We start from the raw sequence: 19,518 nt of genomic DNA on the forward strand, positions 1-19,518 counted from the left end.
CCCTCGCGATGGCGAAGCGGGCTCGGCGCGGCGCTGGTACCGTTTCCGGTTGATCTGTTCGGGCTTTGCGTCATCGCGAGCGAATGCGAAGCGATCCAGGGGCGCGACCTTTCCGGAAAGGCGGGCGCCCTGGATCGCTTCGGCTGAAGCCTCGCGATGACGGTGAGGCGTCCCCTGGATCCGGGCACATTACATGGAAGCCGTGTCAGCCGGCGATCTCGACGGCGAGCCCGTAGGCGTCGCGGAAGTCGAGGGCGAGCGGCTCCTGCGCCTCCAGCATCGTCCGGAACAGGCGGCACTGGGTCTGGTACTTCACGTTGCCGACCGCGAGCGCGCCGATGCCGACGCCCTTGCCCACCGGCAGGGGTACGTCCCTGGCGTTCACGTCGATGCCGGCGATGCCGGCGGGCGGCACGGCGTTGACGTCGGAGGCGACGAGCAGCTTGGGCGCGGATTCGAGATCCTCCGCCGTCAGGATCGGGATGCCGGCCGGGCCGGCCGAGAGGATCACGTCGGCCTCGGCGATGGCCGCGCGGCGCGCCTCCGGCAGGGTGCCGTCGACGGCGCCGACCTCGATGCCGAAGCGCCACTTCATGGTGAAGGCGATCTTCGAGACGCGCTCCTCGCCGTCATGGCCGACGAGCACGCTGTGCGCGCCCTCCAGCGCGCCGATCACCGCGGCGACGTAGGCGACCACGCCCGCACCGCCGAAGACGACGATGCGCTTGCCCTTGAGGTCGGTCGAGAACTTCGCCTTGAGGGCCCGGGAGACCTCGGCGACCATGGCCGCGCCGGTGGTGAAGGAGCCGGCCGGATCGGCGAAGACGTGGTTGGCGAACGGCGGCACGAAGGCCTTCCTGGCCCGGTCCATCATGTCGAGCGCCGTCTCGGCGTTCTTGCCGCCGATGAAGATGCCGGTGCGCACGCCGTCCTGGGGCGCGCGGGAGAAGATCGAATCCTGGGTCAGCGAGACCACGTCGGCGAGATCGACGCCGGTATAGGTGACCAGCGTCTCGAATCCGGCATCGACCGCCATGTTCACGTCGAACGGGCTCATGTGCTTGAGCGGCGTCAGCATGTGCAGGATCGAGCGAGCCATGATGTTCGTCCTCCCGTGATCGCGCCCTTGCGGGGCGCTTCAGGTGCCAAACCGGAACGACCGGCGCCGGTCAAGCGCAGGTTTCCTTGAAGCGCCGGAAAAGAAAAGCTCTACGCTTCGGCGATCGCCGCGCCCGCGTTGCGCCCGCGGGCGACGACGAAGCGCAGGCGGCCCGGGCGGGCAAGCCGCGCGACCAGCGCTTCCGCCTCCCCCTGCGAGGGCACCAGCGCGAAGCCGGTCGGCCCCCAGGAACTCTGGCCGTAGCCGGGCAATCCGGCTTGAGCGATGCTCTCCAGCACCTCGGCCACCGCCGGGCTGGCGTAGCGCCCGCCCTGGTGGGGGGAGAAATGGTCGCCGATCCGCTTCTGGATCGCGGTGATGCCGGCGCCGAACCCGTTCGGCTCGGCGGTCGCGGCGGCCGGCAGCACCTGCATCAGCACGATCCGGCAGATCTCGGCGGCTTGCCCCGCATCGAAGGGCGGCAGGTCGCGAAACGCTTCCGTCTCGCGGGAGCCATGCACGCCGGTCATGGCTTCGTCGAGAATCAGCACGACGCGCCAGTCTTCCGGGTAGGGCAGCCGCGCGATCACCGGCGGCGGCGCGCCCGAGCCGTCGCGGCCGCCATCGACGATCAGGCCGCCCTCGGTGAAGGCCGCGAGGCCGACGCCGGAGCGGTTGCCGCGGTCGAGCACGTCGGCGAAGTCGGCCGGGGCGAAGGGCCGTCCGTTGAGGCGCGCCACCGCGGCGGCCACCGCCAGCGCGACCTGCGTGCCCGAGCCGAAGCCGGCATGGGGCGGGATCGCCTCCTCGACCGCGATGGCGACCGTCTCCGGCACGTCGAGATAGGCGGCGGCCGCGAGCAGGTTCGCCCGCACCCGCTCGGCCTCGGGGCCGCTGGCGGAGGCGCGCTTGGCTCCGCGTGCGACGAGTTGCACGGCGGGCGCATCGAGGGCGAGACCGATGCTGCCGAAGCGGCGCCCCAGCCCGCCGTTGAGATCGAGGAAACCGAAATGCAGGCGCGCGGGCGCGCGGACCCGGACGGCACCGCCGGGACGCGGCGCGCTCACGGTCTCACCCGTCTGGTCCGGGACCTCGGCCACGGTCTCATTCCCTTCCGCCGACGCGGCCGGCCCAGCCGGCGCACACGCGCCCTCACGGTGCGGGCGGCTTCTCCCATGCTGCGGTGCCCGCGACAACCTCGTCGGACACATCTCGGGCGATGCCCAGGGCTCCGAACCGGGGTCCACGGCTTTTGTCCCCCTTCCTCTTCCCCTGACCCGTCATTCCGGGCTCGCGCAGCGAAACCCGCAAATCCACCCGCGAGGCGCGGCTGGCATCGAGCGTCGAGCTTGGACGTGGAGTCCGGGCTCGCCCTCGGCGCCCCGGAGTGACGAAGGAGTTGGCCGACGGGGCGGATCGCATCGCGCGGGATGATCGCTGCGCCGGGAGCCGACCGACGAACGAAATCCTTAGGCCAAACTTCGCCGGGGGCTTGCGGGCTCCGGTTCGGGAGGGCAAAACCACCCCCGCTCCCTTCGCGGAGCCGGTCCGAGCCCCCGCCCTCGAACCCGAGCTCGGGATTTCGAGGCGATCGAGGCTCCACCAAGAGCGTCCGTGACGTTCTTCGGACATGACCGTCTTTCGCCCCGCCTCGACCGGGGATGCCCGAAGAAACGACGGTGAGGAAGCATGGCGGCCTGGGTGAAGGGAGGCGCGGCGGATGTGGACGCGGCGGTCGAAGCCGCGGCCGACCTGCTGGCCGCGGCACGCGTGCCGGTGCTGGCGGGCCTGAGCGCCGAAGTCTCGGCGCTCCGCGCCGCCTGCCGGCTGGCCGAGACGCTGGGCGCCTCGCTCGATCCCGTTTCCGGTCCCAGCGTCTACGCCGAACTCGGCGCGCTCGGCGCGGGCAGTGCCATGAACACGACCCGGGCCGAGACCGTCGGCCGGGCGGATGTGGTCCTGATCGTCGGCAACCGTCCCTGGGACGGCGACCTGATCGCCGAGATCGCCGCCTCCGCCCCGAGCCGGGGACGCGCGGCGGGCGCCGAGCGCGCCCTGCTCTCGCTCGGCGGTCCGCAGAACGGCGCGATCCGCCACGTCGCCTACGCGGCCGATGCCGGCGGCCTCGCCGTCTCGCTCGGGCACCTGCGCGCCTTCGCCAAGGGACACCTCGCGGGTGAAGCCGCCTATGCCGACCTCGCCAAGCGCCTGTTCGCGGCGCAGTACGGCGCCGTCGTCTACGACCCGGAGGAGGTCGGCGAACTCGGCGTGGACATGCTCCAGGGCCTGATCCGCGACCTCAACGAGTCCACCCGCTTCTTCGCGCTGACGCTGGCCGACCCGTTCCAGGGCCGCGCCGCCGTACAGCTCTCCGCCTGGACCACGGGTCAGGCGCCTCGGGTCGGCTTCGGCCGGCACCTGCCGGAGCACGATCCCTGGCGCTTCGACAGCGCCCGGCAGATCGCCGCGGGCGAGGCCGACGCCGCCCTGTGGCTCGCCTCGCTGCCCGCTCCGCGCCCGGACTGGCTCGGCCGCCTGCCCACGGTCGCCATCGTCGGCGAGGGCTCGCCCGAGGCCGCGGGCGAGACCGCGGAGGTCGTCATCACCGTGGGCGTGCCCGGCGAGAGCGTCGGCGGCGCGCTCTGGAACGAGCGGCGCGGCGTCATCGCCTATGCCGAGCCGAAAGCCGCCGCCGAGGCGCCGACCGCTTCCGGCGTGCTCGCCCGCATCCGCGACCGCCTCATCGAGAAGGGTGTCTCATGCTGACCCGTATCCACGGCGGACGGGTGGTCGATCCCACGGTCGGGCGCGACGCTGTCGGCGACGTCTGGATCGAGGACGGCCGCGTCGTCGCCGCGAGCGACCGTTCCCCCGACCAGACGATCGACGCCGCCGGCTGCGTGGTGATGGCCGGCGGCGTCGAGGTCCACTCGCACATCGCCGGCGGCAACGTGGTGATGAGCCGCCTGCTCCTGCCCGACCTCTACGTCAGCGAGTCGGCGCCCGACGGCCACCCCTTCGCCCATGCCGGCGGCTCGGGAAGCTGGATCGGCGCCAACTACGCGCGGATGGGCTACACCACCGCGGTCGAGCCGGCCCTGCCGCCCTCGAACGCGCTCGCGACCCATCTCGAACTCGCCGACATCCCGCTGCTCGACCGCGGCGGGCTGGCGGTGCTCGGCAACGACGACCACCTGCTCCAGTTCCTGCGCGACGGCGAGGGCAGGAACGCCGTTCGCGACCTCGTGCAGCAGACGCTGGCCCATGCGCGGGGCTTGGGCGTCAAGTGCATCAACGCGGGCGGCGCCTCGGCCTTCAAGGACGGCGTGCTGAAGCTCGGCCTCGACGACGAGATCCCCTGCTACGGGCTGTCCACGCGCACGATCATGTCGGCGCTGCTCGATGCGGTCGAAGAAATCGGCGTGCCGCACCCGCTGCACGTCCACTGCAACAACCTGGGCTTGCCCGGCGCCGACGACTCGCTCGTCGCGACGCTGGAGGCGGCGGAGGGGCGGCGCATCCACTTCGCCCACGCCCAGTTCTACGCCTACGGCGTGGTCGATCCCGAGAATCCGATGACCGGCGGATTCCGCTCGGCGGCCGAGCGCATCAACGCGGCGATGGAGGCCCACCCCAACGCGACCTACGACGTGGGTCAGGTGGTGTTCGGCCAGACGGTGACGATCTCGCTCGACATCCTGCGCCAGTTCGGCGGCCGGAAGGGGGCCAAGCCCAGGAAATGGGTGCTCTCGGCGGGCGATGCCGAGGGCGGCGGCGTGGTGCCGTTCCTCTACCGGCCGCGCGGGCCGGTCTCGTCGCTGCAATGGGCGATCGGCCTCGAACTGATGCTGCTCTCGAGGAACCCCGAGCGCACCATCCTCACCACCGACCACCCGAACGGCGGCGTCTTCACCGAGTATCCGCGCATCATCCACCTGCTGATGGATGCCGAGGAGCGGGCGAAGGAGATCGCGACGCTGCCGGCGGTCGTCGGCGAGCGTTCCGGCTTGGCCGGTATCGAACGCGAGTACACGTTCGGCGAGATCGCCCAGCTCACCCGCTCGGGGCCTGCCAAGCTCCTGGGCCTGACCGACCGCGGCCACCTGCGGGAGGGCGCCAAGGCCGATGTCGCGATCTACCGCGACGAGAAGGACCGCACGGCGATGTTTTCGCGGGCCAAGCTCGTATTGAAGGACGGGAAGGCGATCGTCGAGGACGGCGAGGTCGTGGCCTGGGGCCCGGGCAAGACGCTCTCGCTCGACGTCGAGGCCGATGCCGGCATGGAAAGGCGGGCGGACGCCTACCTGCAGGACCGCTTCGGCGCCGGGCTCGACACCTTCGCGGTGCCGGACGCCGCGTTCCCGGAGAACACCGGGACGTTCGAAGACGTGGCATGCCGGGCGTGATGGAACGGAATCGATGAGCGACCTCACCCTCAACGGCATCAAGGTCGAGGACACCTTCGCCGAGGCCTTCGACGTCGCGGGCACCGCGATCGTCGTCACCAACGACACGCCGAAATGGGCGATGATCGCGGCGACGGTGATGACGGGCTTCGCCACCTCGGTGATCGGCTGCGGCGCCGAGGCCGGCATCGATGCCGAACTGTCCCCGGACGAGACCCCGGACGGACGCCCCGGCGTGCGCATCCTGCTGTTCGGCTTCGAGCCGAACGGACTGAAGGACCAACTGCTCAAGCGCGTCGGCCAGTGCATCCTCACCTGCCCCGGCACCGCCTGCTACGCCGGCGTCGAAGGCCCCACGAAAATCAGGCTCGGCGGCGCGATCCGCTATTTCGGCGACGGCTTCGCGGTCGCCAAGCGGCTGCCGGATGCGCAGGGCAGGATGCGCCGCTACTGGCGGATTCCCGTCATGGACGGCGAGTTCCTGTGCGAGGATTCGACCCGCGCGGTCGACGGCGCGGTCGGCGGCGGCAACCTGCTGTTCCTCGGCCGCAAGCACGCCGACACCCTCGTCGTCGCCGAGATCGCGGTCGAGGCGGCGCGTGCCGTGCCCGGCGCGATCCTGCCCTTCCCCGGCGGCATCGTCCGCTCCGGCTCGAAGGTCGGCGGCCGCACCAAGGGCATGATGGCCTCGACCAACGATGCCTACTGCCCGACGCTCAAAGGTCGGGCCGGCTCGGCGCTGCCGCCCGAATGCGGCGTGGTGCTGGAAATCGTCATCGACGCGCTGACCTCGGCGGCCGTCGCCGAGTCGATGCGCGCGGCGCTGCACGCGGCGACCGAGATCGGCGCGAGGCACGGGCTGGTCGCGGTCACCGCCGGCAATTACGGCGGCAATCTCGGCCGGCACCACTACCACCTCCGCGACCTGTTGGAGAAACCCGCCGCATGAGGACTCCACGATGAGCACGCTGAGACTGCGCGGTGAGCCGCCGGAGCGCGTCGATCTCCTCGACGTCACGCCGCTGGCGCTCAGGGGCCTGTCCGAGGCCGAGGCGGGCCGGCTCGCGATCGGCACCAGCCGCCGCGGCCTGACGCTCGGCGACCTGTTCGAGATCCGCCTCGACGGCTCCGACGGCCTCGTGATCGAGGGCGGCTCGTCCCGGCTCGACCGGGTCGGCGCGGCGCTCTCGGAGGGCGCGATCCGGGTCGAGGGCGATGTCGGCCAGCGGCTGGCCGAGGGCATGGCGGCGGGCACGCTCACGGTGACGGGTTCGGCCGGCCCCTACGCCGCCACCGGCGCCACCGGCGGCACCATCACCATCGAGGGCGATGCCGGGGATCACGCGGGCGGCGCGGTCTACGCCGCCAGGGCCGGGCTCGACGGCGCGACGCTCGTCGTCAAGGGCCGGGCCGGCGACCATCTCGGCGACCGCATGCGCCGCGGCATGATCCTGGCGGCCTCGGCCGGCGCCTATGCGGGCTCCCGCATGATCGCCGGCACGATCGTCGTCTCCGGGGCGCTCGGCGACCATCCGGGCTACGGCATGCGCCGCGGCACGCTGATCGCGGGCAGCCACGGCGCCTTGCTGCCGACCTTCGTCGAGACCGGCACGCCGGATCTGGTCTTCGTCCGCCTGCTGGCCCGGAGCCTCAAGCGACTCGGCGCGGCCCAGGCCGGCCTGATCGGCGGCACGCTGCGGCGCTACTCCGGCGATCTCGCGACGCTCGGCAAGGGGGAGCTGTTCGTGCCGGCCTGATCGGCACGATTTCTCCCGGAGCCGCCGACAGGTCGCAGAAAAATGACTTGTAGACTTGCCACATCATCCTACCTTGATTCGGGCCGAGGCGCAGGGCACTGATCCGTTTCGCCTCTGAGAGCCTGTTTGACTGCAGTGATCCCATCTCGCCCCTCATCCTGAGGTGCCGCGTGAGCGGCCTCGAAGGGTGCTCCAGATCCCGCGCGATTCCTGGAGCACCCTTCGAGGCCTCCGCTGCGCTCCGGCACCTCAGGATGAGGGTTCAGGATGGGAGTAGGATCTTCCTCTCGCCTTGCCGTTGCCTGACGAAGACACGGTGGCCGGTCAAACAGGCTCTGACGAATCGAGGCCGCGCGTGTTCCTGCTCCTGTCCGTCTGCCTGATCGCCCAACCCGCCCGGTGTCACGAGGAGCGGATCAATCTCTCCTACGACAACCCGAACCCGTTTCTGTGCCTGCGCAACGCGCAGAGCACCCTGGCGGCGTGGCAGGAGGAGCATCCCGATCATCACGTGAAGAGCTGGCGCTGCGCTCCCAGGGGCAGCGTCCCGAACGACCTGTGACCCGCTTGAGGCGCCGTCCCGGCGGTGACATGGTCCGCCCGCCGCCCCCGCGGCGGAGACGGAGACCATGCGCTCGCTGAAAGTCCGGTTCGCCCTGCTGCTCGGCGGCACCGCGTTGCTGGCGCTGCTGGCCGCCGCCGGCGTGCTCTGGTCGATCCGGCTGACCGAGAATGCGATCGACCGCACGCTGGCCGCCCAGCACCGGCTGGAGCTTCTCTCCGAACTCTCGGGCCGGCTGGCGCAGTACGGCTTCGCCGCCATCGAGAGCGTCGCCAATCCGGACGCGCCGCCCGAGGCGCTGTCGGTGACCCGCGACCGGGTCGATCAGGCGCTCAACGAGGTGGACGACGCCCTCGGCAACGGCATGGCGACGAGCACCGACCCGCAGGACCGGATCCGGTACGTCGCCCGCACCCGGCCGCTCGCCAACGTGCGCGCGGCGCGGGCGATGCTCGACCGGCAGGTCACCCTGGTCCGGCGGGAGAGCGATCCGGAGCGGCGCAAGACCGCGATGCAGGGCGCGCTCAACGCCTTCGGCGCCATGACGGGGCCGCCGCTCTCCCTGCTGATCGAGGCCGAGCGGCGCAGCATGACCGCCGGCTCGGAGGCCGCCCGCACCCTGTCGCAACGGCTCACCGCCGCCTCGCTCGCGGCGGTCGCGCTGGCCCTCGCCTTCGTGGGCGTGCTCTACCGCTCGGTGACCCGTCCGACGCTGGCGCGGATCGAGGAGGTGCGCCGCGCGGCCGGCGCCATCGGCAGCGGTGCGCTCGAGACCCGGCTCTCGGTCGAGACCCGCGACGAACTCGGGCTCCTGGTGGCGAACGTCAACCGCATGGCCGCCCGGCTCGCCCGCCGCGAGGGGCGGCTCGCCGCCGACCGGGCCGCCCTGGAGGACACGGTGCAGGCCCGCACCGCCGACCTGCGCGCGGCCAACGAGCGGCTGGAGGTGGTGGACCGCTCCCGCCGCCGCTTCTTCGCCGATGTCAGCCACGAACTGCGCACGCCGCTCACCGTGATCCTGGGCGAATGCGACCTCGCGCAACGGTCGGCGGAGCGCGCCGCCGGGCGAGCCATGGATCACGGACCCGTCTTCGTCACCATCCGCAAGCGGGCCCAGCGCCTCAAGCGCCGGGTCGAGGATCTCCTGCGCGTCGCCCGCTCGGAATCCGGCCAGATCGAGCTCGACCGGCGCAGCGTGAGCGCGGTGGCGGTGCTCGGCGACGCCGTGGACGGCGCCGGCTCCGAGGCCGCCCGCCGCCGGGTCGAGCTGACCCTGGAGCCGGGCGACCACGACATCGAGATCAGCGCCGACCCGGAATGGCTGCGCCAGGTGGTCGAGAGCCTGATCGACAACGCCCTGCGCCACGCCACCGGCCTGACGCGCATCGTCGTGTCCCTGAGCGAGCGGAGCGGCCCGCAGGGCCACCGCGCCCTGATCGCGATCGAGGATGACGGCCCCGGCTTCCCCGAGCCCGGCGCGGGATTGTTCGAGCGCTTCCGCCGCGAGGCCCGATCGGGAGAAGCGGGTTTCGGCATCGGTTTGGCCCTGGCGCGATGGGTCGTCGAGCGCCATGATGGCACGATCGGCCTCGGCAGGGCCGAGCACGGAAGCGGCGCCCGGGTGGTCCTCGACCTGCCCTCGCTCGATTCCGATGCCGGGACGGGACGAAACGGGGCGGGACACGAGAGGATCGGCGCCGCATGACGACGACGCGCGTATTGATCGTCGAGGACGACATCGACATCCGCGCCATCCTGGCGCGCGGCCTGGAGGCGGAAGGGTTTTCCGTCGGCGTGGCGGGCCGGGTCGAGGACGCGCTCAGCGCCGCCCGCGACGACGCCCCCGAAGCCGTGGTGCTCGACATCACCCTGCCGGACGGCTCGGGCCACGACGTCTGCCGCTCCTTGCGCGAGGGCGGCTATCCCGGCGCGATCCTTTTCTTGAGCGCCCGCGACGAGGTGCGCGACCGGGCCGAGGGGCTCGCCCTCGGCGCCGACGACTACATCGTCAAGCCGTTCGTGTTCGACGAGCTGCTCGCCCGCCTCCAGACCCACCTGCTGCGCCGCCGCGAGGCGGACACCCCGCGCACCGTCTTCACCGCCGGCCGCCTGACCCTCGACGTCAACATCCGGCAAGTGAGCTTCGGCGAGGCCTCGGCCCGGCTCACCCCGCGGGAGGCGGAACTGCTCGCCCTGCTGATGCAGGAGGTGAACCGGCCGATCTCGCGGGGCGAAATCTTCGACCGGCTCTGGGCGAGCCAGGGCGGGCTCTCGCTCAACGTGGTCGATGTCTATGTCGGCTACCTGCGCTCGAAGCTCTCGGATTTCGTGCGGCTCGGCGGCCCCGTCATCGTCACGGTGCGGGGCAAGGGCTTCATGCTCGACCTGCGCGGCCAGGATTTCCGCCACTGATACCGTTTCCGATCGATCGCTTCGGGTTTGGCCCCCTCCGTCATCGCGAGCGGCCGCGAAGCGATCCAGGGCGCAGACAGGTCCGGAAAGGTCGCGCCCTGGATTGCTTGCGCCGAGCCTCGCAAGGACGCAGGACAGGCCGAACGCATCGACCGGATGGCGTATCAGGCCCGCGACATTTCGCGCCCCGACGAAAGTCCATCCCGCGCCTCACGCGAACCCGGCCCGAACCTGGGAAGAAGCGGCAAGGGAGCCCTTGCGGGCGGGGCCGGAATTGGCGATATACCTCCGGCGTACGAAACGCGTGCGCCGTCAGAATCTTACGATCCTCTTAAACAATTGGATCGAAGGCTCCTGGCGTTCCATAATGTCGAGGAGAGACACCATGAAGTGGGCCGCCCCCATCGTTTCCGAGATCTGCGTCGGCATGGAAGTCACGAGCTACGAGTCGGCCGAGATCGACACCTTCAACTAAGGTGTCCTGCAACTGACGTGATCGGAGCCGGGTCGCAGGTCGCGGGCAGCAGCGGGTTCTCACCATGCATGTCGTGATCCTCGGCTCGGCGGCGGGCGGCGGCGTTCCCCAGTGGAACTGCCGCTGCCCCGTCTGCTCCCTGGCCTGGGCGGGCGACGCCAGGGTCAAGCCGCGCACGCAGTCGAGCATCGCGGTCTCCCCCGACGGGGAGCGCTGGCTCCTGCTGAACGCCTCCCCCGATATCCGCCAGCAGATTCAGGCCAATCCGCCCCTGCATCCGCGGACAGGCCTGCGCCACTCGCCGATCCACGCGGTTCTGTTGACCAACGGCGACGTCGATCACGTCGCGGGCCTGCTGACCCTGCGCGAGGGCCAGCCCTTCACGCTCTACGCCACTCCCGGCATCCTGGCCTCCGTCTCGGACAACCGCGTCTTCGACGTGATGGCCGCCGACGTGGTGCAGCGGCGGACGATTGCCCTGAACCAGGCCTTCGAGCCGGTGCCCGGACTTTCGGTGACGCTGTTCGCCGTACCGGGCAAGGTGCCGCTCTGGCTGGAGGATGCCTCGATGCGGATCGGGGCGGAGACCGAGACCACCGTCGGCACGATGATCGAGGCGGGCGGCAAACGCCTCGCCTACATTCCCGGCTGCGCCCGGGTGACCGAGGATCTGAAGGCCCGCGTCGCGGGGGCCGACGCGCTCCTGTTCGACGGCACCGTGCTGGAGGACGACGACATGATCCGCGCCGGCGTCGGCACCAAGACCGGCTGGCGCATGGGCCATGTCCAGATCAACGGCGAGACCGGCTCGATCGCCTCGTTCGCGGATGCCGAGATCGGCCGGCGGGTTTTGATCCACATCAACAACACCAACCCGATCCTGGTCGAGGACTCGCCCGAGCGCGCCGGCGTCGAGGCGCGCGGATGGACCGTTGCGCACGACGGGTTGACCCTCGATCTCTAGGGCATCGTCCCGAAAGGTGGCTGCCGGCTTTCGGAAAGAGACGATGCTCCGGACCGGGCGAATCTCGGCGAGACCGGTTCGGCCTGGAAATTTAATGCCGGGCCGATTATGTTTTGCGCGATACAATCGTGCGACAATCGCACGGCCCCTCGCGCGCGGCGGACCCATCTGACAAAAAGATCCAGGAAACGCGATTCAAGTCGGGGAAACCGAACGCCATGACCGCCCAATTCCCGCCGCCCGTCCCGGAATCCGAGCAGCGTCTGCTGAGCCACGAGGAGCTCGAGGCGGCCCTGCGCGACATCGGTGCGCGGCGCTACCACAACCTCCACCCGTTCCACCGCCTGCTGCACGACGGCAAGCTCTCGAAGGATCAGGTGCGGGCCTGGGCGCTGAACCGCTACTATTATCAGGCGATGATCCCGGTGAAGGACGCGGCACTGCTGGCCCGCCTGCCGGACGCGCCGTTGCGCCGGATCTGGCGCCAGCGCATCGTCGATCACGACGGCGACCACGAGGGCGACGGCGGCATCGAGCGCTGGCTCAAGCTCGCCGAAGGCGTCGGCTTCACCCGCGACTACGTGCTCTCGACCAGGGGCATCCTGTCGGCGACCCGCTTCTCGGTCGACGCCTACGTCCACTTCGTCTCGGAGCGCTCGCTTCTGGAAGCCATCGCCTCCTCGCTCACCGAGATGTTCTCGCCGACGATCATCTCCGAGCGCGTCGCCGGGATGCTGAAGAACTACGACTTCATCACCAGGGAGACGCTGGCCTATTTCGACAAGCGCCTCACCCAGGCCCCGCGCGACGCCGACTTCGCCCTCGACTACGTGAAGCGCCACGCCACCACGCCCGAGATGCAGCGGGCGGCGCTTGCCGCGCTGACCTTCAAGTGCACCGTGCTCTGGACGCAGCTCGACGCGCTCTACTTCGCCTACGTCGCGCCCGGCATGGTGCCGCCGGACGCGTGGCAGCCGGGCGAGGGCTTGGTCGCCGAGGGCAGCCCTGCCACGACCGCCGATGCGGCGCCGGCGGCCTTCGCCGGCGGCGACGTGCCGCGCCTGCCCCGCGGCGTGCGCCTGCGCTACGACGAGGTGCGGGCCAAGCACGTCCTGCTCGCGCCCGAGCGCACCTTCGACCTCGACGACAACGCCGTCGCGGTCCTCAAGCTCGTCGACGGCCGGACCTCGGTCTCGCAGATCGCCCGCACCCTGGGCCAGACCTACGACGCCGACCCGGCCGTCATCGAGGCCGACATCCTGGTGATGCTGGCCGGTCTCGCGCAAAAAAGGGTTCTGGAGCGATGAATGCACCGACCCCCGCCCCCTCCCCCGCGGACGTCATCCCGGCACCGGTCGGCCTGCTCGCCGAACTGACCCACCGCTGCCCCCTCCGCTGCCCCTACTGCTCGAACCCGCTGGAGCTCGACCGGCGCTCGGCCGAGCTCGACACGGCGACATGGCTGCGGGTGCTGACGGAGGCGGCGGGCTTGGGCGTGCTGCACGTCCACCTCTCCGGCGGCGAGCCGACCGCCCGCCCCGACATCGTCGAGATCACGGCCAGATGCGCCGAACTCGGCCTCTACTCGAACCTGATCACCTCGGGCGTCGGCGGGGCGCTGGCCAAGCTCGACGCGCTGTACGATGCCGGCCTCGACCACGTGCAGCTCTCGGTGCAGGGCGTCGATGCGGCCAACGCGGAAAAGATCGGCGGCCTGAAGAACGCGCAACCCCAAAAAATGCAGTTCGCCGCCCGCGTCACCGAACTCGGCCTGCCGCTGACGCTGAACGCGGTGATCCACCGCGGCAACATCCACGAGGTGCCGGGCTTCATCGACCTCGCGGTCGAGCTCGGCGCCAAGCGGCTGGAGGTGGCCCACACCCAGTATTACGGCTGGGCCTACGTCAACCGCGCCGCGCTGATGCCGGACAAGGCCCAGGTCGACGCGTCGATCCGCATCGTCGAAGCGGCGCGCGAGCGGCTCAAGGGCCGGCTCGTCATCGATCTCGTGGTGCCGGACTACTACGCCAAGTATCCGAAGGCCTGTGCCGGCGGCTGGGGCCGCAAGCTGATGAACGTCACGCCCCAGGGCAAGGTGCTGCCCTGCCACGCCGCCGAGACGATTCCGGGCCTCGAATTCTGGTACGTGAACGACCATTCCCTCGGCGACATCTGGACGCGATCCCCGGCCTTCGCCGCCTATCGCGGCACGTCCTGGATGAAGGAGCCCTGCCGCTCCTGCGACCGGCGCGAGAAGGATTGGGGCGGCTGCCGCTGTCAGGCGCTGGCGCTGACGGGCGACGCGGCCAACACCGATCCCGCCTGCTCTCTCTCGCCGCTGCACGCGAAGATGCGGGATCTCGCCAAGGAAGAGGCTGCCGAGAACCCGCCGGATTATATATACCGCACCATCGGGACGAATGTGCAAAGCCCGTTGAGCGAAAAGGCACCCCTTTGAGACGGTCCATCCTGGCGGCGGCTCTGCTCGCCGCGCCCGCGCACGCCGAGGAGTAACGGCGACCCGACCGATGCGCGGGCCGATTGCGTGTTCGGCTGCATGGCCGCGAACGGCCAGACCCGCGAGACGCTGGAGAAGTGCTCCTGCTCCCTCGCCGCGATCCTGCCCTACGACCGCTACGTCCAGGCCTCGACCATCCTGTCGATGCGACAGGGCATCGGCCAGCGCACCGTGGCCTTCACGTCGACCAAGACGTTCGACAAGGTGGCCGAGCTGCGCCGCACCCAGGTCGAAGCCGAGATCCGCTGCTACCACGGCGCCTCCTGAGGCCTTTCCCGGATCGGATCGGGGCTGCATGGAATGGATCTGGCTAAACCCCGCCGGAGGGGCTAGGCCGGCAGGACCGGCCCGACCCGCTCCGATCCGAGATGCCGCCCGACGCCCCCGCCCCGACGACCCGCCTGACCGCCCTGCTGCCCGAACTCGGACGGCGGACCCTGGTGATGGGCATCCTCAACGTCACGCCGGATTCGTTCTCCGACGGAGGCCGCTTCGTGGGTGTCGCGGCGGCGCGGACGCAGGCCGCCGCGCTGATCGGGGCCGGTGCCCACATCCTCGATATCGGCGGCGAATCGACCCGGCCGGGCCACACGCCGGTTCCGGCGCGGGAGGAGCAGGCTCGCGTCCTGCCGGTGATCGCGGCGGTGGCCCCGGGGCTGTCGGTGCCGATCTCGATCGACACCTACAAGGCCTCGACGGCGGACGCCGCGCTCCGGGCCGGCGCCACCCTCGTCAACGATGTCTGGGGCCTGCAACGCGAGCCCGACATCGCCCGCGTGGCGGCCGACCACGGCGCGCCGGTCATCGTCATGCACAACCGCGAGACGGTCGACGGCAGCCTCGACATCGTCGCGGACATGCTGCGCTTCTTCGAGCGCTCCCTCGCCATCGCCCGCCGCGCCGGCATCCCCGACGGCGACATCGTGCTCGATCCCGGCATCGGCTTCGGCAAGAGCTGGGAGCAGCACCTCGAAGCCCTGCGCCGCCTCCCCGAAATCCGCGCGCTGGGCTTCCCCCTCCTCGTCGGCGTCTCGCGGAAAAGCCTGCTCGGGCGCCTGCACGACCGGGAGACGGCGCCGCGCGACCGGCTGGTCGGCTCGCTCGCCGCGCACGTGCTGGCGGGCTCGCTCGGCGCCGACATCGTGCGCGTCCACGACGTGGCACCGCATGTCGAGGCCCTGCGGGTGCTCGACGCGGTGATGCGCCCGGATGGGGTTCCCGGAACTCCTCATGGCTGACCGCATCCTCGTCCATCGTCTCGCGGTCTTCGCCCGCCACGGGGTGCTGCCGGAGGAGGAGCGGCTCGGGCAGCGCTTCTACATCTCGCTCGAATGCCGGCTCGACCTTTCGGAGGCCGGCCGCAGCGACGACGTGGCGGCGACCGTGAGCTACGCGGATCTGGCCGAGATCGCCCTCGACATCGCCACGAACCGGCGCTTCGCCCTGATCGAGGCCCTGGCCGAAACCATCGCCGAGACCTGCCTCGCCCGGTTTTCCCGCATCGAGTCCATCGCGGTGCGGATCGACAAGCCCAGCGCGCCGATCCCCGCCGTGCTCGACCATGCGGCGATCGAGATCGTGCGGGGCCGCGCCGCGAAGGACCCGTCATGACGCGCGCCTATCTCGGGCTCGGCAGCAACATCGGCGACAAGGCGGCGATGCTGGCGCAAGCCGTCGAGCGCCTCGCGGCCACCCCCGGCATCCGGATCGCGGCGCGCTCGGCCGATTACCGCACGCCCCCCTGGGGCGACACGGATCAGGACTGGTTCCTCAACGCCGCACTCGCCATCGATACGGAACTGACCCCGCACGCTCTCCTGGAAGTCTGCCTGTCGATCGAGGCGGCGCTGGGCCGGGTGCGCGAGCGCCGGTGGGGACCGCGGGTCATCGACATCGACGTGCTGGCCTACGCGGGCGCGCAGGTCGCCGACGAGCGCCTCGTGCTGCCGCACCGCTTCGTCCGGGAGCGGGCCTTCGTTCTGGTGCCGCTCGCCGAGATCGCCCCCGACCTCGTCATCGGCGGCGAGACCGTGACGCGGGCGCTGGCCAGGCTCGACGCGGCCGGGATCGAGCGGGCGAAATGATATGCCGTCCGGTCGATGACTTCGGCCTGTCCTGCGTCCTTGCGAGGCGAAGCCGTGGTGCCGGCGCGGGTTTCGCGCCGGCATCCTTTCGGCGTCGCAAGCGACTTAGTTGTTCGGCAGAGCGAAGACGGTGAGCTGGCCGCCGAGGTTGGTGTAGCTCGACAGAGCCGCGTACCCCCCCACCGCGCCGAGGCCGGCGTTCGGGTCGGTCAGGCCGGCCGCGAGGCCGATGCCGGCCCAGCCGCCGACGCCCGACAGGACGCCCACGTACTGCTTGCCCTTGTGCTCGTAGGTCATCACGTTGCCGATGATGCCCGACGGGGTCTTGAAGCGGTACAGTTCCTTGCCCGACTTCGAGTCGACCGCCTTCAGGTAGCCTTCGAGCGTGCCGTAGAACACCACGTCGCCGGCGGTGGCGAGCGCACCCGACCAAGCCGAGAACTGCTCGGGATTCGACCACTTGATCTTGCCGCTCACGCCGTCCCAGGCGATGAAGTTGCCCATGCCGCCGTGCGAGCCGGGGGCCGGGTACATCGAGAGCGTCGCACCGACATAGGGCTGGCCCGGGGTGTAGGTCGCCCGGAACGGCTCGTAGTCCATGCAGACGTGGTTGGTCGGCACGTAGAACAGGTTGGTCTTGGGCGAGTAGGCCGCCGGCTGCTGGTCCTTGGAGCCGAGCGCCGCCGGGCAGATGCCCTTCGAGTTCACGTCCTCGCCGTTCTGCTCGGTCGAGTACTTCGACACGACGAGCGGACGGCCGTAGGTCTCGGACCCCTTGTCCATGTCGACCTTGGAGGCCCAGTTCACGGCCGGATCGTACTTCTCGGCGACGAGCAGCTCGCCGGTGGCGCGATCGAGCGTGTAGCCGAAGCCGTTTCGGTCGAAGTGCGTCAGGAGCGGGCGCTCCTTGCCGTCGAACTTCTGATCCGTGAGGATCATCTCGTTGATGCCGTCGAAGTCCCAATCGTCGTGGGGGGTCATCTGGTAGACCCACTTGGCGACGCCGGTGTCGGGGTTACGCGCCCAGATGGTCATCGACCACTTGTTGTCGCCCGGACGCTGCTTCGGGTTCCAGGTCGAGGGGGTGCCCGAGCCGTAGTACATCAGGTCGAGCTTGGGATCGTAGGAGAACCAGCCCCAGGTGCAGCCGCCGCCGGTCTTCCACTGATCGCCCTCCCAGGTCTTCAGCGAGGAGTCCTTGCCGATCGGCTTGCCGAGCGAGGTGGTCTTCTCGGGATCGACCAGGAGCTGATCGTCCGGGCCGACGGAGTAGCCGCGCCAGACCTTCTTGCCGGTCTTCAGGTCGTAGGCGGTGACGTGGCACTGCACGCCGAACTCGCCGCCGGAGATGCCGACGATCACCTTGTCCTTCACCGGGAGGACGGTGGCGGTGTTGGTCTCGCCCTTGGACGGGTCGCCGTTCTTGACCGACCAGTTGACCTTGCCGGTCCTGGCGTCGAGCGACACGACGGTGGTGTCGGCCTGGTGCAGGATGATGGCACCTTCGGCGTAGGCCAGACCGCGGTTGACCGTGTCGCAGCACATCACCGGGATCACGGACGGATCCTGCTTGGGCTCGTACTTCCACACGATCTTGGCGCCCTGATCGAGGTCGAGCGCGTAGACGATGTTCGGGAAGGGCGTGTGGACGTACATGACGTTGCCGACGACGAGCGGGGAGCCCTCGTGGCCGCGCAGCACGCCGGTCGAGAAGGTCCAGGCGACCTGGAGGTTCTTGACGTTGTCCTTGTTGATCTGGTCGAGCTTGGAGTAACGGGTGTTCGCGTAGTCGACCGTCTGAAGCACCTGCTCCGCCGGGTTGGCGATGCCCTTCATGACGCTTTCGTTGGCGAGGGCCGGGCCGGCCGCCGCGAGACCCGCACCGAGTGCGAGGAGATGTACCGCTCTCATGGCTTCCTCCGACAGGCCTTATCCAGCCCCGAGGAGCAGCCCGCTCCCCGGCGTCGATTGACCTGCTGTTTGCGACAGGGACCGTCTTCGCCCCGGCAGCTCGGGAGCACCGCCGCGGAACCGAGATTGACCCGTGTTCCCGGTGGCTTACCCGGCCGGGCCCGCATCCCCCGGCGGCCCCCTCGAACCGAATCTTGAACGAACTCTAAGAAAATTTCGGGCGCCGTCAACTCGCTTTCACGCGTAGGATGTCGCAGCCGGACCCGCGTTTTGCAGGAAATTTTCCAGTCGAGGCGGGACTTTTACGCTGCAAAATTCGATCCGCAGCGCACAAGACAAAACGTTATTTTGGAGAAATCCCCACTCGACCGGCCGGCATGGCCGCGTTGTCGGCATGGGAAATCGGTCCTGTCTCCTTATCCATGCGTCCCGCGCACTTTGACGCCGGTTTCCCGGTTGATCGGACCCGAACTTTCCTCGTTGCATTGCGGGAGCGGCCGCGAAGCGATCGAGGGCGCGACAGGTCCGGAAAGGGCTGCGCCCTGGATGGCCACGGCTTCGCCTCGCAAGGACGCAGGACAGGCCGAACGCATCGACGATCGCATCACACGTGATTTCCGGGTTCCGCTGCGCGGCCCCGGAATGACGACGGCGGCTCGATGATGGTGGGGCGCATCGACGTTCACCAGAGTGTGGAACCCTGGGATCATGCGATCGCGGCTTGCGCCGCCGCCGGTCCCGACGCAGGTTTCGCGCAATCGGACAGGGAGAACGACGATGGCTCAGGCACGCGAGAGCGTCCTCGACGACGCGACGGTCGAGCGCCGGCTCAAGGAAGAGCTGCCGGAATGGCGGCTGGAGGAGGGCTGGATTCGCCGGACCTACAAGACCGCCTCGTGGAAGAGCACGCTGATGGTCATCAACACGGTGGGCCATCTCGCCGAGGCCGCGTGGCACCACCCCGATCTCACCGCCTCCTACGCCTGGGTCGAGGTGCGGCTGATGAACCACGCCGCCAAGGGTATCACCGAAAAGGATTTCGCCCTGGCGAGGAAGATCGAGGAGGTCGTCGCGTGGCAGCCCGGCGCGGAGGGCGGCGCCCTGGAGGGCACGCCGGCCGATCCGCGCTTCGCGTACATCAAGTACGAGAAATAGGCCGCAGGGGCCTTGCCGCGTCGGCGCGGGCGGGGACATCCGGGCAGGGCGTCCTCTCGAAGTCCGGGCGCAGGCACGGTTACGTGCCGGACGCGACGCCGGGGCCTTCGCCTCATACCGTTTCCGATCGATCGCTTCGGGTTTCGCCCCACGCCGTCATCGCGAGCGGCTGCGA

At 70.2% G+C, this 19,518-nt stretch carries 18 protein-coding genes and 1 pseudogene; 16 read left to right on the plus strand and 3 right to left on the minus strand.

Going from position 1 to position 19,518, the window contains the following annotated elements; all coding sequences use genetic code 11:
* Positions 1–205 precede the first annotated feature (205 nt).
* A complete protein-coding gene (locus PGN25_10830; protein MEH3118060.1) occupies positions 206–1,099 on the minus strand; it encodes a methylenetetrahydromethanopterin dehydrogenase in 894 nt (297 codons plus the stop codon).
* 110 nt (positions 1,100–1,209) lie between these two features.
* The gene (locus PGN25_10835; protein ID MEH3118061.1) at positions 1,210–2,199 is read right to left on the minus strand and encodes a beta-ribofuranosylaminobenzene 5'-phosphate synthase; all 990 of its coding nucleotides are present in this window, start codon (positions 2,197–2,199) and stop codon (positions 1,210–1,212) included.
* A gap of 589 nt (positions 2,200–2,788) precedes the next feature.
* Here PGN25_10835 and PGN25_10840 point away from each other — a divergent pair.
* The 15 genes and pseudogenes from PGN25_10840 (at position 2,789) to folK (ending at position 16,277) form a co-directional block, all read left to right on the plus strand.
* Entirely contained in the window at positions 2,789–3,865 is a 1,077-nt protein-coding gene (locus tag PGN25_10840; GenBank protein MEH3118062.1) for a formyltransferase, read from the plus strand.
* Positions 3,859–5,505, plus strand: coding sequence for a formylmethanofuran dehydrogenase subunit A (locus PGN25_10845; protein ID MEH3118063.1), 1,647 nt, complete (start codon positions 3,859–3,861; stop codon positions 5,503–5,505). The genes PGN25_10840 and PGN25_10845 overlap by 7 nt, the downstream gene beginning before the upstream one ends.
* Positions 5,506–5,518: 13 nt before the next feature.
* Positions 5,519–6,454: a formylmethanofuran--tetrahydromethanopterin N-formyltransferase gene (gene fhcD / locus PGN25_10850; protein MEH3118064.1), complete on the plus strand. Its 936-nt coding sequence runs from the start codon at positions 5,519–5,521 to the stop codon at positions 6,452–6,454.
* A 10-nt stretch (positions 6,455–6,464) separates the two neighbouring features.
* Positions 6,465–7,262 carry a formylmethanofuran dehydrogenase subunit C gene (locus tag PGN25_10855; protein ID MEH3118065.1) on the plus strand — a complete coding sequence of 266 codons (798 nt, stop codon included), beginning with the start codon at positions 6,465–6,467 and terminating at the stop codon, positions 7,260–7,262.
* A gap of 355 nt (positions 7,263–7,617) precedes the next feature.
* On the plus strand, positions 7,618–7,824 hold the full coding sequence (locus PGN25_10860; GenBank protein ID MEH3118066.1) for a hypothetical protein: 207 nt from the start codon (positions 7,618–7,620) through the stop codon (positions 7,822–7,824).
* Between the two features lie 67 nt (positions 7,825–7,891).
* The gene (locus tag PGN25_10865; GenBank protein ID MEH3118067.1) at positions 7,892–9,529 is read left to right on the plus strand and encodes an ATP-binding protein; all 1,638 of its coding nucleotides are present in this window, start codon (positions 7,892–7,894) and stop codon (positions 9,527–9,529) included.
* The gene (locus PGN25_10870) at positions 9,526–10,236 is read left to right on the plus strand and encodes a response regulator transcription factor (protein MEH3118068.1); all 711 of its coding nucleotides are present in this window, start codon (positions 9,526–9,528) and stop codon (positions 10,234–10,236) included. The genes PGN25_10865 and PGN25_10870 overlap by 4 nt, the downstream gene beginning before the upstream one ends.
* 385 nt (positions 10,237–10,621) lie before the next feature.
* Positions 10,622–10,711: a pyrroloquinoline quinone precursor peptide PqqA gene (gene pqqA, locus PGN25_10875; protein MEH3118069.1), complete on the plus strand. Its 90-nt coding sequence runs from the start codon at positions 10,622–10,624 to the stop codon at positions 10,709–10,711.
* A 64-nt stretch (positions 10,712–10,775) separates the two neighbouring features.
* On the plus strand, positions 10,776–11,675 hold the full coding sequence (gene pqqB / locus PGN25_10880) for a pyrroloquinoline quinone biosynthesis protein PqqB (protein ID MEH3118070.1): 900 nt from the start codon (positions 10,776–10,778) through the stop codon (positions 11,673–11,675).
* A gap of 218 nt (positions 11,676–11,893) precedes the next feature.
* On the plus strand, positions 11,894–12,982 hold the full coding sequence (gene pqqC, locus PGN25_10885) for a pyrroloquinoline-quinone synthase PqqC (GenBank protein MEH3118071.1): 1,089 nt from the start codon (positions 11,894–11,896) through the stop codon (positions 12,980–12,982).
* Positions 12,979–14,133, plus strand: coding sequence for a pyrroloquinoline quinone biosynthesis protein PqqE (gene pqqE, locus PGN25_10890; GenBank protein MEH3118072.1), 1,155 nt, complete (start codon positions 12,979–12,981; stop codon positions 14,131–14,133). Before pqqC ends, pqqE begins: the two co-directional genes overlap by 4 nt.
* Positions 14,134–14,141: 8 nt before the next feature.
* Positions 14,142–14,460, plus strand: a pseudogene (locus tag PGN25_10895) (hypothetical protein).
* Positions 14,461–14,561: 101 nt separating this feature from the next.
* Positions 14,562–15,431, plus strand: a complete 870-nt coding sequence (gene folP, locus PGN25_10900) for a dihydropteroate synthase (protein ID MEH3118073.1) — start codon at positions 14,562–14,564, stop codon at positions 15,429–15,431.
* Positions 15,424–15,804, plus strand: a complete 381-nt coding sequence (folB, locus tag PGN25_10905; GenBank protein MEH3118074.1) for a dihydroneopterin aldolase — start codon at positions 15,424–15,426, stop codon at positions 15,802–15,804. The genes folP and folB overlap by 8 nt, the downstream gene beginning before the upstream one ends.
* Positions 15,801–16,277, plus strand: coding sequence for a 2-amino-4-hydroxy-6-hydroxymethyldihydropteridine diphosphokinase (gene folK, locus PGN25_10910; GenBank protein MEH3118075.1), 477 nt, complete (start codon positions 15,801–15,803; stop codon positions 16,275–16,277). The genes folB and folK overlap by 4 nt, the downstream gene beginning before the upstream one ends.
* 105 nt (positions 16,278–16,382) lie before the next feature.
* Here folK and PGN25_10915 read toward each other — a convergent pair whose 3' ends face one another.
* Entirely contained in the window at positions 16,383–18,188 is a 1,806-nt protein-coding gene (locus tag PGN25_10915; protein MEH3118076.1) for a methanol/ethanol family PQQ-dependent dehydrogenase, read from the minus strand.
* Positions 18,189–18,965: 777 nt separating this feature from the next.
* Here PGN25_10915 and PGN25_10920 point away from each other — a divergent pair.
* A complete protein-coding gene (locus PGN25_10920) occupies positions 18,966–19,343 on the plus strand; it encodes a 4a-hydroxytetrahydrobiopterin dehydratase (GenBank protein ID MEH3118077.1) in 378 nt (125 codons plus the stop codon).
* Positions 19,344–19,518 lie beyond the last annotated feature (175 nt).

Source organism: Methylorubrum populi (assembly GCA_036946625.1).
GTDB classification, from domain to species: domain Bacteria; phylum Pseudomonadota; class Alphaproteobacteria; order Rhizobiales; family Beijerinckiaceae; genus Methylobacterium; species Methylobacterium populi_C.

Bases quoted from the DNA above. Each gene is read 5' to 3' on its own strand.
- PGN25_10830 (MEH3118060.1), bottom strand. From the start codon at position 1,099: ATGGCTCGCTCGATCCTGCACATGCTGACGCCGCTCAAGCACATGAGC.
- PGN25_10840 (MEH3118062.1), top strand. From the start codon at position 2,789: ATGGCGGCCTGGGTGAAGGGAGGCGCGGCGGATGTGGACGCGGCGGTC.
- PGN25_10845 (MEH3118063.1), top strand. From the start codon at position 3,859: ATGCTGACCCGTATCCACGGCGGACGGGTGGTCGATCCCACGGTCGGG.
- fhcD (MEH3118064.1), top strand. From the start codon at position 5,519: ATGAGCGACCTCACCCTCAACGGCATCAAGGTCGAGGACACCTTCGCC.
- PGN25_10855 (MEH3118065.1), top strand. From the start codon at position 6,465: ATGAGCACGCTGAGACTGCGCGGTGAGCCGCCGGAGCGCGTCGATCTC.
- PGN25_10865 (MEH3118067.1), top strand. From the start codon at position 7,892: ATGCGCTCGCTGAAAGTCCGGTTCGCCCTGCTGCTCGGCGGCACCGCG.
- PGN25_10870 (MEH3118068.1), top strand. From the start codon at position 9,526: ATGACGACGACGCGCGTATTGATCGTCGAGGACGACATCGACATCCGC.
- pqqA (MEH3118069.1), top strand. From the start codon at position 10,622: ATGAAGTGGGCCGCCCCCATCGTTTCCGAGATCTGCGTCGGCATGGAA.
- pqqB (MEH3118070.1), top strand. From the start codon at position 10,776: ATGCATGTCGTGATCCTCGGCTCGGCGGCGGGCGGCGGCGTTCCCCAG.
- pqqC (MEH3118071.1), top strand. From the start codon at position 11,894: ATGACCGCCCAATTCCCGCCGCCCGTCCCGGAATCCGAGCAGCGTCTG.
- pqqE (MEH3118072.1), top strand. From the start codon at position 12,979: ATGAATGCACCGACCCCCGCCCCCTCCCCCGCGGACGTCATCCCGGCA.
- folP (MEH3118073.1), top strand. From the start codon at position 14,562: ATGCCGCCCGACGCCCCCGCCCCGACGACCCGCCTGACCGCCCTGCTG.
- folB (MEH3118074.1), top strand. From the start codon at position 15,424: ATGGCTGACCGCATCCTCGTCCATCGTCTCGCGGTCTTCGCCCGCCAC.
- folK (MEH3118075.1), top strand. From the start codon at position 15,801: ATGACGCGCGCCTATCTCGGGCTCGGCAGCAACATCGGCGACAAGGCG.
- PGN25_10915 (MEH3118076.1), bottom strand. From the start codon at position 18,188: ATGAGAGCGGTACATCTCCTCGCACTCGGTGCGGGTCTCGCGGCGGCC.
- PGN25_10920 (MEH3118077.1), top strand. From the start codon at position 18,966: ATGGCTCAGGCACGCGAGAGCGTCCTCGACGACGCGACGGTCGAGCGC.